Source organism: Virgisporangium aliadipatigenens, assembly GCF_016863615.1.
Lineage (GTDB): Bacteria > Actinomycetota > Actinomycetes > Mycobacteriales > Micromonosporaceae > Virgisporangium > Virgisporangium aliadipatigenens.
In genome coordinates this window covers 24,081-37,157 of the sequence record NZ_BOPF01000029.1, presented here as the reverse complement: position 1 = coordinate 37,157, position 13,077 = coordinate 24,081, and the positions used below count along the sequence as shown (strand labels likewise).

Below are 13,077 nucleotides of genomic sequence, written 5' to 3'. Positions count from 1 at the left end.
CGGCCCCGCCCGAGCCCGGGAGTCCCGTCGTGACCATGCTCGTTCCGCCCCCACCCGCTCCGGTCGAGACCGCGCCGTCCAACCGGCCGCGCCGGCGCTCGCGCGACGTCGGCGTGACCGTGGCGCTCGTCGCGAGCGTGCTGCTGGTGGCCGTCGGCAGCGTCGTGCCGCTGACGGCGATGCTGTCCACCGCGCTGTCGGGCAGCGCCCTGCCCCGCTACGCGCAGTTCGTCACCTCGTCGACCGATCTCGCGATCCTGCGCAACACGCTCGTCCTCGGGCTGCTCGTCGGGGCCTGCGGCACCGCGATCGGGTTCCTGTTCGCCTTCGTGCAGACCCGCCTCGCCGTGCCGGGCAAGCGGATCCTGCACGTGGTGGCGCTGCTGCCGATCGTCAGCCCGCCGTTCGCCGTGGCGACCGCCGCGATCGTCCTCTATGGACGGCAGGGCGCGGTGACGCACGGGCTGCTCGGCGTCGAGTACGACATCTACGGCCTGGACGGTCTGGTGCTCGTGCTGTCGCTGTCGCTGTTCCCGGTCGCCTATCTCGGCATGCTGGGCATGATGCGCGGCCTGGATCCGGCGATGGAGGAGGCCGCGATGAACATGGGCGCGAGCCGCTGGCAGATCTTCCGCACCGTGCAGTTGCCGCTGCTCGCCCCCGGACTGGCGGCGCCGTTCCTGCTGCTGTTCGTGGAGGGCATCGCCGACCTGGCGAACCCGCTGGCGCTCGGCGGCGACTACACCGTGCTGGCGAGCCGGGCCTACCTCGCGGTCACCGGCGAGTACGACACGACCAGCGCCGCCGTCTACAGCCTGATCCTGCTGGTGCCCTCCGTCGCGCTGTTCCTGGCGCAGCGGTACTGGCTCGGCCGCAAGATCCGGACCACGATCACCGGCAAGCCGTCCGGCACCGTGCACCTGATCACCGGCTGGGCGCGGTGGCCGATCCTCGCGCTGGCGGTGTTCGTGTCGCTGATCGTGGTGAGCCTGTACGGCACCGTGCTGCTCGGTTCGCTCACCCGGGTCTTCGGCGTCGACAACACCCTTACGCTGCAACACTTCCGGGAGGTGGTGCTGGGCGCCGGCCGGGAGGCGCTGCGGGACACCACGCTGCTGGCCGCCGTCGCGACCCCGGTCGCCGGGCTCTTCGGGCTCCTCATCGCCTGGCTGGTGACCCGCCGGCTGCGCCGTGCCGCCGGCTGGTTGGACTTCGCCGGCACGCTGGGCGTGGCCGTACCGGGCACGGTTCTCGGCATCGGATATCTCCTCGCCTACCGACCGGACCGTTACGTCGGTGACCTGCTCGTCCTTCCCGGCCTTGTCGGTGGAACGGCGATAGCCGGCGGTTCGCTCGCCATCGTGCTGGCCTACATCACCCGCAGCGTGCCGGCCGGCCTGCGCACCGGCGGAGCCGCCCTGACGCAGCTCGACCCCGGTCTGGAGGAGGCGTCGATGAACCTGGGCGCCGGCTCCGTGCGCACCTTCCGCCGGGTGGTCGTGCCGCTGATCCGGCCCGCGCTGCTGACCGGCCTCAGCTACAGCTTCGCCCGCAGCATGACCTCGATCTCGACGGTGATCCTCCTGGTCACCCCGAACACGAAGATCATCACCTCGCAGATCCTCAGCGCCGCCAACACGGGTCGCTACGGGGTCGCCTTCGCCTACTGCACCGTGCTGACCGCCGTCGTGCTCGCCGGGTTCGGACTGATCCGGCTGCTCATCGGCGGCGCCGTGGTCCTGCACCGAACCGCCGCGCCCACCGGAAGGACGCCACGATGACGACGACCCGTTCGGGCGAACGCCTCGTACCGCCGAAGGCCGGCACCGACGCCGGAGCGCTGCGGCTCGACCGGCTCACCAAGACGTTCGCGTCGAAGTCGGGTGCCGTCACCGCGGTCGACGACGTGACGCTGGACGTGCGACCCGGCGAGTTCATCACCCTGCTCGGCCCCTCGGGCTGCGGCAAGACGACGACGCTGCGGATCGTGGCCGGGTTCGAGACCGCCACCAGCGGCCACATCCTGCTCGACGGAACGTCGATCGACCGCACCCCGCCGCAGCGCCGCACGATGGCGATGGTCTTCCAGAGCTACGCGCTCTTCCCGCACCTGAGCGTCGGCGAGAACATCGCCTACGGGCTGAAGCTGCGCCGCCACGACCACGACGACGTGCGCACCGCCATGCAGATCGCGCTGACGAGCATGAACCTCGTCGGCCTGGAGAACCGCTTCCCGCACGAACTGTCCGGCGGCCAGCAGCAGCGCGTCGCCCTGGCCCGCGCACTGATCATGCAGCCCACGGTGCTGCTGTTCGACGAGCCGCTGTCCAACCTGGACGCCAAGCTGCGGGGCGCCATGCGGGCCGAGATCCGCCGCATCCAGCGCCGGCTCGGCATCACCAGCCTGTACGTCACCCATGACCAGGACGAGGCGATGAGCATGTCCGACCGCATCGTGGTGATGAACAAGGGACGCGTCGAGCAGGTCGCGACGCCGGCCGAGATCTACTTCCGGCCGGCGACCATCTTCGTCGCCGACTTCATCGGTCGGGCCAACTTCGTCGAGGTGGTGCCCGAGCAGGTCACCGACGGAGCGGCACTGGTCAACGCCCTGGGCGAACGCCTGCGGGTGGCCGCCCATCCGGCGGTGCGGGCCAACTCGCCGGCCTACCTGATGATCCGCCCGGAGACGATCTCGTTGCAGCCGGCCGGCGACGCGGGGATCGGCGCCGTGCTGCGCTCCACGTTCCACGGCCACAGCGTCGACTACGAGGTCGAGACGATCAGCGGCACGCTGCACGTCACCGAGGCGGGACCCGACCCGGACGCCCTGATCGACGTCGGCACGAACGTCGCGATCACGCTCCGCCCCGACCGGTCCTACGTGCTCAACGGCAGTTGGACCGGACCCGACCGAACCGCACCGACCGACTGAGGAGAAGCCGTGTTCCGGAAATCCCTGATCATCCTGCTCGCGGGCGTCGTGTCGCTCGCGCTGTGCCTGTTCCTCGCGTTGGTGCTCGAATGGCCGCGGATCGTCGTGTACACGCTCGGGTTGGCACCGCTGTTCGTCGCCGCGGCGTCGTTCGGCTCCGCCGGCAGGCAACCGCCCGAACGCCGGCGGTAGGAGCTACACGCTCTGCAGCGGTTCGGGTGTCTCCGCGCCGTAGAACTCGAACTGCGCGCCCTCGGTACCCTTGCGCCGCTTGGCCCGGTACATCGCGGTGTCGGCGCGGCGCAGCAGTTCGTCGGCGTCGGTGACGGTGCCGTCCGACAGCGCGATGCCGATGCTGGCGCGGGCACACACCGGGGCGTCGCCGAGCATGATCGGATTGCGCATGTCCGTCATGATGCGGCGCACGACCGCGGCCGCCTGGTCCTGGGTGTCGATGTTCGACAGCACGATGGCGAACTCGTCGCCGCCCTGCCGCGCGACGGTGTCGGTGCCCAGGACGTTGCGGCGCAGCAACGCGCCGAACGCGACCAGCAGGCGGTCCCCGGCCTCGTGCCCCAGCGTGTCGTTGACCTCCTTGAACCCGTCGAGGTCGATGAGCATGACGGCCATCCCGGAACCGCTGCGGGTGCTGCGGGCGAGGGCCAGGTCGAGTGCCTGGTACAGCCGCCGCCGGTTGACCAGGCCGGTCAGCGGATCGGTCGCGATCAGCTCGGAGTTCTCCCGGAGCGCGCTGACCTGACGCGCGACGACCAGTGCGGTGACGATCAGCGCGCCGATCACGAGCCCGCCGAACGGCGCCAGCGGCAGGCGGCGCGCGGCGAGCAGAAGCGGCACGTACGCCGCGACGATGCCCAGATACGGCAGCCGACTGACGACGACGTGGTCGCGCCGCTGGTCCGCGGCCAGCCGGTGCGTCCGGGCCCGCAGGCACTGCTCGACCGGCGCGGCGGTGAGCAGCGCGCCGGCGGCCAGCCACAGCGCGTACTGCCAGTGGGACGGCTGCACACTGCCGTGCCGGACCTGCTGGTATCCCAGGTCCACGTCCGCGACGATGTAGGCGAGCAGCGCGAGGCAGATGAGCACCATCGGCCGCCGCACCGAGGCCGCCGCGCCGCGCTGGAGCACCAGGGTCGCCCCGAAGACCCGCATGAGGTCGTTCGCGGGGTAGGCGATGGCGAGCAGGTTCAGCTCGGCGTCGCCGGTGAGACTGGGCCCGACGTACAGGTACCACAGCACCATGCCGGCCGCGACGGCCACGAGCGCGGCGTCGATGTGCGCGCGCTGCCGGTCCCGGCGGGACTGGGAACGCAACGGGAACCACAGCAGCCCGGCGAGCAGCACCGGCCCGGCCGCCAGCCCGAGCACGTCGCCCGGCGCCGGGAAGACGCTCCCCGGCGGCCAGATGCCACGGGCGACGACCGCGGCGAGCGAGAGCACACTGCTCACCGCCATCAGTCGCCAGGCCGTGCGGGTGCGCCGATCCAGCGCCCGGTTGAACCCGGCCACGGTCGTGAAGACCACCGTGGCGACGGTGAACGCCGCCAGGCAGCTCAGCATCACGGCGGTGCCGCCGTCCGGTGCGCCGGTGCCCGGGGTGAACCGGCCGATGAGTTCGAAAAGCACCGCGAACGCGCCGAGGCCGTAGACGATCAGTGCCACGATGCGCCAGGCGCCACCGCGTTCCCGCGCGTACCAGCGCGGCGGCGGTGGGTCGGCGTTCGGGGGACGACGCACGTCAGCGGCCATGGCGGTGCCCCTTGCTACGGCAGGACGGGCTCGGGCAGCCTCCTCATCGGACGTCGCGGGACGGACCTGAGCGACTCAGCCCTTTCGCCCGGCCGGCGCCGTCACCCGGTCCGGGCACCCGCCTCGAGCACGGCGAGGTCGCGCACCGCGTAGCGGTGATGCTCGGCCTCCTCCTTGAGCACCACCGTGAGGCAGCGGCGCACCACGTACTCCCGGTCCGGATACGGGTCCGCCGGCTTGCGGCCGCACACCCGGTCGAGCTCGGCGTCGGTGAGCCCGTCGACGACGCGGCGCATCGTGGCCATGCGGGCGTGCCGCGGCGCGAGGACCTCGTCGAGCGTCGGGGTGGCGTCGACGGTGAGCCCGAGCTTCGCCGTCGCGTCGGCCGGCATCCCGCCGTGCGGAAGGCCCAGCGGGTGGAACGGCGCCTCCTCCTCCAGCACCGCGTTGCCGAGCCAGGCGTCGGCGGCCATCAGCAGGTGCCGCTGGGTCTCGACGAACGACCACTCGCCGTCGACCCGCTCGTGCAGCGCGGCCTCGGGCAGGAGCCGGGCGCGTTCGAGCGTCGCCGCCCACTGCGCCTCGACGGCGTCCCAGGCGGCCCGGTAGTCGGAGCAGGAGGCGGCCTCCCGCGCCAGCACCCGCGTGGGATGCCGGCGGTCGAGTTCGGCCTCGACGTAGGCCGTCACGTCGACGTCGTTGACGACCACCCGCTCGAAGCCGCCGCCGACGTAGACCTCGCCGCCGTAGCAGTCCACGATCTTCAGGCCGCTGACATCGCAGTCGCGGATCTCCAGGCCGGCGAGATCGCACAGGTGGATCCGGGCCCCCCGGAACTGGTCACTCTCGGTGTACGCAGCAGACATCGGGACAACCTCCCGCATCCGCCCCGCAGCGTCAATGGTCAGACAACGGATTCGAGCGTCGCGCACGCGGCCCGCGCCCCGCGGACGGACATCGCGACGCTGGTGAGCGTCGGGTTGCAGCTGAGCTCGGCCGGGATCACCCCGTTGCCGGCCACATGGAGATTGTCGTGCCCCCACACGCGGGAACGGCTGTCGCAGACGGAGGTGCCGTCGTCCCGCGCACCCATGCGGACGGTGCCCAGGTAGTGCAGGGAGATGCCGTGCGGCTGCGTCACGCCCACGACGCCGGAGGCGCCCAGGGCCTCGGCGGCGCGGGTGATGTTGGCGGAGGCGAGCGCCGCGAGTTCGCGGTCGCGGTCGGTCAGCCCGTAGTCGAACTCGATGGCGGGCATGCCGTAGCGGTCGGTCCGGTCGGCACGGAACCGGACGCGGTCCTCGAAGCGGGCCTCCTTCGGCAGCATGTAGCCGAACATCGTGACCCCCTCGCCCCGGGCCCGACCCTCGTGGTAGATCGCGGCCTGCCCGAACTGGCTGTGCAGCGGATGCGTGTCCGGGTTGTACGGCACGGTGCCCAGCCCGTTCGACGGCGTGCCGGTGGTGTTGTTCAGGGTGCGTCCGGCGCCGAACACCGCCGAGACGTCCTCGGGCTTGTCGAGATACTCCGGCGTGAAGATCCCGGCGGTGATCGTGTGATCGCCGAGATAGCGTCCCAGCGCCCGCGGGCGGATTCCCGAGTTCCACAGCAATTGCGGGGTGCGCAGCGAGTCCGCCGCGACGACGAAGACCGACGCGGAGACGGTGACGGTGGAGCCGTCGACCCGGGAGCGGAGCGTGGCGGCCGCGACGCGACCGTCGTGGTCGAGCAGTTCGCTGCAGAGCGTCTGCGCGGCGATGGTGAACGTCTCGCGTCGCTCGGTCGCCAGCCTGCCGAGGACGGTGTCGGTACCGGACCACACGACGGTGCCGTCGGGCCCGATCCGCCGGGCCACGGGCATGTTCCCGGTGCGCCGGCCGGCGGGCAGGCGCCGGTCGAAGACGCCGGAGACCCGGCGCAGGCACTCGCGCCAATCCGCCGAGTCCGTCAGGGGCCGCTCGCTCGTGGCCAACAGGCTGCGGCTCTGCGCGAGTAACGCACGCCATTCCTGTTCCGGAATGAAGGAGGGCAACTCGGAGACATGGGGGGTCGGGGTCGCGCAGGCCCAATGCCGCCCCATTCCGCCGACGCTGGACGATATCGCGGCGGCCGCGAGAGTCCCGGGCGTATTCGCTTCCGCGGCGGCGCGGTCGACGAAGAAGGTGCCCGCCGCGGGAACCGCACCGGGACGACCCTGGCTCAGATGGTCGCCGATCTGCGCGGTGCGGGTGTCGTTGCCGCCCTCCGAACCGCGAATGACCCGCTGCGCCTCTTCCGGATCCGCGATATTGCGGGTGTGCAGTCCCGGAAGTGTCGTCAGGCGGGGACCGACCTCGACCATCAGAATGCGCGCACCGGGATGTGAATCGCTTATCACCCGCGCATATGCGGCCCCGTTCGGCCCGGAACCGACAATGAGCACATCCACCCGCGTGGGGATCGGCCGGCCGGTTCCCGGACCGACGAAAATCGGGCCGGTCGCTGTGGGGGTGTCCATGCGGCTCACCGTAGGAGCGCGATTTAGGATCGTCAACGACAGCTTAATGCACTGAATCGAACTAAATACCTAGGCCGGCGGCCGACCGCCCCGCAGCACGCGGTCGATTCCGGACGGCGCGAGCATCAGCGACGCCGCGAGCTGCGCCGCACCGGGCAGGGCCCCGTCGGCGTCTTTGGTCGAGACGGTCACCTGCAGATGGCGGCTGGACAGCGGCAGGGAGCGCTCGTACACGCCGGTGCGCACCCGGGCCAGGACGTCGCTGGAGAGGTGGATGAGTTCGCCGCTTAGCACCAGCCGTCCCGGGTTGATGACGTCGACGAGAATGGCGGCGAGCCGTCCCACCACGTCCGCCGCGTCGCGGATCCGGCGGATCGCCGCCTCGTCGCCCGTGGCCACGAGTTCGCGCAGGGTCTGCACGAGATCGCTCCCCGCCTCCGACCCGAACGGCAGCCCGAGATCCTTCCCGATCGAGTAGATGCTGGCCACGTTGCTGAGACAGCCGCTCTTGCCGCACCAGCAGCTCCGCTCGGAACTGCCGTCCACCACCAGGTGCCCGACGTCGCCGGCGAGCCCGCTCACGCCACGCACCAGGTCCCCCTGGTCGGTGAGGATCCCGGCGCCCAGCCCCATCGAGGCGTGCAGCCGGATCAGCGGGAAGCGGTCCCGTTCGAGGCCGGCCGCGTCGCCGATCGCCAGCAGGTGCACGTCGTTCTCGAGCACCGCGGGGGTGCCGAAGACCTGCGACAGGTAGGTGGCGGCGGGGTACTCCTCCCAGCCGAGCGACGGGAACGGCACCGCGCGGGACCGGTTGTTGGAGCGCGCCACAGAGCCGGCGCCCACGTTCACCGGTGCCCCGATCGACGCCACGACCTGGGTGATCCGGCTGCCGGGCGAGGCGAGCCGGTCCATCAGTTCGTCCATGGCGAGCGCGGCGCCGTCGATCGCCTCCTGCGGCCCGCACGCGAGTGCCGTGCGAACGCTGTGCCGCGCCAGGATCGCGCCGCTCAGATCGGAGACCGCGACGATCGTCCGGTACGGCCCGAACTCGATCAGGCCGCCGAGCGGCGCCTTCGGCCCCAGCGCCAGAGCCTGGATCGGCCGGCCGCGGCGACCGTCGTGCAGCGCCCGCTCGACCAGGAGCTGCTGGTCGAGCAGGTAGTCCACGGTCAGCCCCACCGTCGAGCGGGCCGCACCGAGGTGGCGTGACACGGCGGCTCGACTGGGCGCCTCGCCGGTGGACACCGCGCGCAGCACGGCGACGACGGCTTCGACCCCCGGCATGCTCACCATGGGCCGCATTTTAGACACACCTCGAACTTAAGTCGGCATCTTGTGGTCAGCTTTGCGCCAAACCTACTCTGTCGAATCACGAGCCGTGAATCGCGAAACAAGCCACGAATTGCTGCCGCATTTCCGGTTCGATTTCATTCACCCTGGTCAGCGATCAGGAAAGGTCATGTCGAATGTCCGAGGTACTCCAGCGCGTCAACAGAAACCAGGCCGATCGCGCCAAGCAGGGAATTGTCGTCTTCTCCCGGGTCGGCCAGCGCGACCTGTTCGCGTCCGACACCATTCGGTCCGCCGAGAACGGCTGGCGCCTGCCCATCCGTAATCCGTTCTACACCGGCACCCACCTCTCCACCCTTTCGGCCCTGGAGGTCGTCGTGAACGGCCACCCGGTGCCGGAGCGGGAAACGTTCATCTCGCTGCGCGGGCAGGTGATCCCGGTCGCCTACGCCAAGAACCTGCACGAGCTCTGGTGGGCCATGGGAGAGGTCGCCGAGGTGCACCTCACGGATCCCGAACTGGCCGGCGTCCTGCTGGCGCGGAACGACGTCCACATCAGCATCGACATGCGCACGACGTTCAGCTACGGATTCCCGAACGACATCCTGCCCTACCGACTGACCGGCGAACTGGGGGTCGCGTGACATGAAACTCGGACTCAGCCTCTACACCTTCGGCGCCGATGTCCACGCCGGCCGGATGGATGTCTACGACGCGATCCGCAAAGCGGCCGAGATCGGCTGCGACGGCGTGGAACTCGTCGCCGAGCAGCACGTCCCCGGTTGGCCCGACCCGAGCCTGGACGACCTGACCGAGATCCGCGACCTGATCGCCTCCTGCGGGATGGAGCTGTTCTGCTTCAGCTGCTACCTCGGCGTGAACATCAGGAGCGATCGCCCGCAGACGCAGGACGAGATACTGCATCGCGCGCGGAACATGATCGCGATGGCCGCCTACATGGGCGCGAAGATCATGCGTCCGGCCTTCAACGCCGACCCGGTGGACAAGCTCATCGACCTCGTGAACGCCGCCCTGCCCACGCTGGAGAAGTACGGCGTGATCTGGGGCGTCGAACTGCACGCCCCCCATCCGCCGTCGTACTACCAGAAGGCGCTGGAGGCGGTCGATTCCCCGTGGTTCCGGCTGGTGCCGGACTTCTCCTGCTGGCAGGGGCCGAACGCACCCGGCCAGATCCGGACCAACGAACTGTCGACGTTCGAACCGCTGCTGCCGTACACGGTGCACTGCCACGCCAAGGCGCACATGTTCGACGAGCACGGCAACGAACCCAACACGCCGTACGAGGAACTGTTGGGAATGCTCAAGGATTACGGCTTCGAAGGCTCCATCTCCGGGGAGTACGAGGGCTGGTTCATCCACGACATGCCCTCCGAGCAGCCGGCGCGCACCCTGTTCCGCCTTCTGGAGAGGCACGGCAGATGACACCGCACCGGCGTTCCGGAGGGCTCCGCCGCGGCCTTCTCGCCGTCGCGGTCGCCGGACATCTCGCCCTCGCGGCCTGTGCCGGCAACGGCGCCGGCGGCAGCACGAACTCGTTCACGCTCTCGTACGGCGTGCCGGGCGCCGGGGTCGTCGTTCCCTTCAAGAAGCTCGCCGAGCAGTACATGAACGACAACCCCGGCGTGAAGATCACGCTCAACGAGGTCCCGAACGACACCTACGGCCAGTCGCTCACCACCCAACTGAACGGCGGCAACGCCTCCGACGCCTTCCAGACGGCGCCGGGCAGCGGGCAGACGTTCAGCCTCCTGACGCTGGCCACCGCCGGGCATCTCGCCCCGCTCGACGACGCGGCGGCCGCGCGAATTCCGAGCGGCTCCAACCCGCTCTTCCAGCACGACGGCCGCACCTACGGCGTGGCGCTCGGCCTGACGGTCGTCAGTTCCATCTTCAACGATTCGACCGCCAGGTCGCTCGGGGTGGCCTATCCGACGGAATGGGGCGCGCTGCTTTCCGCGTGCGCGGCGCTCGCCAAGAAGGACAAGTCGTTCTACACGGTGGCCGGCGCGGTACCGGCAAACACGGGCCTGATGGCGGTGTCGCTCTCGGCGACGCGGGTCTACGCGCAGGAGCCGGACTGGAACCAGAAACGCGCCGTGAGATCGACGACCTTCGCCGGTTCGCAAGGCTGGAGGGACACCCTGCAGGCAATCGTCGCCATGAAGGACGCCGGCTGCTTCCAGAAGGGCGCCGCGGGCGCCGGCCTGGACGCGATCGGTCAACGGACGGCGCAGGGCGCGTCGCTGGCGGCCTTCGCACCGAGCAGCACCGCGATGGATCTGAAGCAGGCGGCCAAGGACGCCACCTTCCTCATCCAGCCGGTGCCCGCCGCACCGGGCGGCAAAGCCTTCGCGCTCGCCGGTGCGATCCACGCCCTGTCGATCAACAAGAACGCGAAGAACGGCGAGGCTGCGCGGAAGTTCGCCGACTGGGTCGCCTCCGACGCCGGTCAGAAGCTCTACGCCGAGGCCTCCGGCTCGCTGCTGCCGGGAACCGACCTGTCCGGCACCGCTTTCGCCCCGGTCGCGGACCTCGTCGCCAAGAAGGACATGGTGCCGCTGCCCAACACCCAGTGGCCGAACCCGCAGGTCTTCGCCGCGCTGGGCACGGGTGTCCAGGGCCTGCTGACCGGGCAGCGGACCCCGGCCGACGTCCTTTCGGCCATGGACACCGCCTGGGGCTGATCCGGTCGCGGGCGGGCGGAACACCACGAGGAAGGGAGCGTCGACCCGTGTCGGCAGGAAATCGTCGGGGTCATTCCCGCCGGGCGGATGGATCCGCGGTGCTGACGTTCGGCCGCGGCTGGTGGAGTCTGCCCGGCGTTCTCCTCGTGCTGGCGATCCACTACGTCGCGACGTCGATCGGCGGCGCCTTCGCGTTCACCGACTGGACCGGCATCGGCTCGTTCGAATGGGTCGGCTCCCGCAACTTCACGACGATCCTCGAGGATCCGACGATGCGGGGTGCGCTCGTCAACACCCTGCTGCTCGCCGCCACATCCGTCGTGCTCGTCAACGTCCTCGGCCTGTCGCTCGCACTCGCCCTGAACCGCACCCTCAGGTCCCGCTATGTGCTGCGGATGCTGTTCTTCATGCCCGTGGTGTTGAGTCCGCTGGCCATTTCCTACATCTGGAAATTCATCTTCGACTACGACGGCCCGGTCAACGCCGCGCTGGCGGCCGTCGGGCTCGGGGAATGGAAACGCGCCTGGCTCGCCGACCCGGATCTCGCGCTGTGGGCGGTTCTCCTCGTCATCGTCTGGCAGACCACGGGAATCGCGATGGTCATCTACACGGCGGGCCTGGCGGCCGTGCCGGCGGAGTTCGAGGAGGCCGCGGCGTTGGACGGAGCCGGCCTGTGGCAACGGTTCTGGCACGTGGTGCTGCCGTGCATCCGCCCGGCCGTCGCCATCTCGACGACGCTCGGCCTGATCAACGGGTTGCGGATCTTCGACCAGATCATCGCGCTTACCGCCGGTGGCCCGGCGGGCGCGACCGAGACGCTGGCCACCAAGGTGTTCCAACAGGCATTTTCTTTGGGGAACTTCGGCCAGGGCGCCGCTCTCGCCCTACTCCTCACGATGATCATCCTCGTGGTCGCGATCATCCAGCAGCGCGTCACCAACGGCACCGCCCGGGAGTCCTGACATGTTCCGGTACACGTGGTTCACCGTGCTCCGCGAGATCGGGGTCTGGATCCTCGCGCTCGCCTTCCTGCTCCCGTTCTACCTGCTGATCGCGAACGCCTTCAAACCCGACGACGAGCTGTACACGACGTCGACCCTCGCGTGGCCCACCGCACCGACGCTGAACAACTTCGCCAACGTCCTGTCGGCACAGGGAAACTCGAACGTCACCCTCGGATTGCGGAACAGCCTCATCATCACCGCCGGAACGACCTGCGGCCTCGTGCTGTTGGGCGCGCTCACCGGCTACGTCATCTCGCGCAGCACCCGCCGGTGGAGCCGGTGGGCGTATTACCTGTTTCTCGTGGCGATCGTGATGCCGACCCAACTCGGTGCCGTCCCGCTGTACGTCGGCGCGCGAACGCTCGGACTGACGGGAAGCCCCTGGGGCATGATCGTGCTCTACACCGGCATGCTCCTGCCGCTGGCGATTTTCCTGTACGCCGGGTTCCTGCGCCAGCTCGGCATCGAGTACGAAGAGGCCGCCGCGATCGACGGTGCCGGTTCCCTCCAGATCTTCGTCCGAATCGTCTTCCCGTTGGTGGCCCCCGCGACCGGCACCGTCGCGATCCTGGCCGGCCTCATCGTCTGGAACGACTTCTTCACCGCGCTCATCTTCCTGGGCGGCTCGGAGAACCAGACGCTGCCGGTGTCGATGTACTACTTCATCGGCGCACTCGTGTCGAAGTGGAACTCCATCTTCGCCGTCGTCATCATTTCGATGCTGCCGATCCTCGCGTTCTACCTGTTCGCCCAGAAGCGTTTCATCCAGGGCTTCTCGGGCGGCCTCAAGGGCTGAAATCGCCACCCCCACTCCGCCGGGAAGGCACCGCGGTACCACGGCCGAACGGCACCGCTCTTCCTCGTCGTCCTCCTCAGCAC

At 69.8% G+C, this 13,077-nt stretch carries 12 protein-coding genes; 8 read left to right on the top strand and 4 right to left on the bottom strand.

What is annotated here, in order from left to right; genetic code table 11:
- The first annotated feature begins 35 nt into the window (after positions 1-35).
- Genes Val02_RS32350 through Val02_RS32340 form a run of 3 tightly spaced genes read left to right on the top strand, consistent with a single transcriptional unit; the run spans position 36 to position 3,127 of the window.
- Positions 36-1,781 (top strand): ABC transporter permease, encoded by a 1,746-nt coding sequence (locus Val02_RS32350; protein WP_239153504.1) that lies wholly within the window; start codon positions 36-38, stop codon positions 1,779-1,781.
- On the top strand, positions 1,778-2,935 hold the full coding sequence (locus Val02_RS32345; protein WP_203903067.1) for an ABC transporter ATP-binding protein: 1,158 nt from the start codon (positions 1,778-1,780) through the stop codon (positions 2,933-2,935). The genes Val02_RS32350 and Val02_RS32345 overlap by 4 nt, the downstream gene beginning before the upstream one ends.
- Positions 2,936-2,944: 9 nt before the next feature.
- On the top strand, positions 2,945-3,127 hold the full coding sequence (locus Val02_RS32340; protein WP_203903066.1) for a hypothetical protein: 183 nt from the start codon (positions 2,945-2,947) through the stop codon (positions 3,125-3,127).
- A gap of 3 nt (positions 3,128-3,130) precedes the next feature.
- Here the strand turns inward: Val02_RS32340 and Val02_RS32335 are convergent, their stop codons facing one another.
- The 4 genes from Val02_RS32335 to Val02_RS32320 all read right to left on the bottom strand — a co-directional run bounded on the left by Val02_RS32335 (position 3,131) and on the right by Val02_RS32320 (position 8,492).
- Positions 3,131-4,702: a GGDEF domain-containing protein gene (locus Val02_RS32335; protein WP_203903065.1), complete on the bottom strand. Its 1,572-nt coding sequence runs from the start codon at positions 4,700-4,702 to the stop codon at positions 3,131-3,133.
- A gap of 101 nt (positions 4,703-4,803) precedes the next feature.
- Positions 4,804-5,568 carry a DinB family protein gene (locus Val02_RS32330; RefSeq protein ID WP_203903064.1) on the bottom strand — a complete coding sequence of 255 codons (765 nt, stop codon included), beginning with the start codon at positions 5,566-5,568 and terminating at the stop codon, positions 4,804-4,806.
- A 38-nt stretch (positions 5,569-5,606) separates the two neighbouring features.
- A complete protein-coding gene (locus Val02_RS32325; RefSeq protein WP_203903063.1) occupies positions 5,607-7,043 on the bottom strand; it encodes a GMC oxidoreductase in 1,437 nt (478 codons plus the stop codon).
- Positions 7,044-7,268: 225 nt separating this feature from the next.
- Positions 7,269-8,492, bottom strand: a complete 1,224-nt coding sequence (locus Val02_RS32320; RefSeq protein ID WP_203903062.1) for an ROK family protein — start codon at positions 8,490-8,492, stop codon at positions 7,269-7,271.
- A gap of 173 nt (positions 8,493-8,665) precedes the next feature.
- Here Val02_RS32320 and Val02_RS32315 point away from each other — a divergent pair, with 173 nt between their 5' ends.
- From Val02_RS32315 to Val02_RS32295, 5 genes are all read left to right on the top strand, one after another.
- Positions 8,666-9,133, top strand: coding sequence for a C-glycoside deglycosidase beta subunit domain-containing protein (locus tag Val02_RS32315; protein WP_203903061.1), 468 nt, complete (start codon positions 8,666-8,668; stop codon positions 9,131-9,133).
- A 1-nt stretch (position 9,134) separates the two neighbouring features.
- The gene (locus Val02_RS32310) at positions 9,135-9,932 is read left to right on the top strand and encodes a sugar phosphate isomerase/epimerase family protein (RefSeq protein WP_203903060.1); all 798 of its coding nucleotides are present in this window, start codon (positions 9,135-9,137) and stop codon (positions 9,930-9,932) included.
- Positions 9,929-11,194, top strand: coding sequence for an ABC transporter substrate-binding protein (locus Val02_RS32305; RefSeq protein ID WP_203903059.1), 1,266 nt, complete (start codon positions 9,929-9,931; stop codon positions 11,192-11,194). Before Val02_RS32310 ends, Val02_RS32305 begins: the two co-directional genes overlap by 4 nt.
- Before the next feature lie 98 nt (positions 11,195-11,292).
- Positions 11,293-12,156, top strand: a complete 864-nt coding sequence (locus tag Val02_RS32300; protein WP_203903058.1) for a carbohydrate ABC transporter permease — start codon at positions 11,293-11,295, stop codon at positions 12,154-12,156.
- Between the two features lies 1 nt (position 12,157).
- On the top strand, positions 12,158-12,994 hold the full coding sequence (locus tag Val02_RS32295) for a carbohydrate ABC transporter permease (RefSeq protein ID WP_203903057.1): 837 nt from the start codon (positions 12,158-12,160) through the stop codon (positions 12,992-12,994).
- Positions 12,995-13,077: the final 83 nt, after the last annotated feature.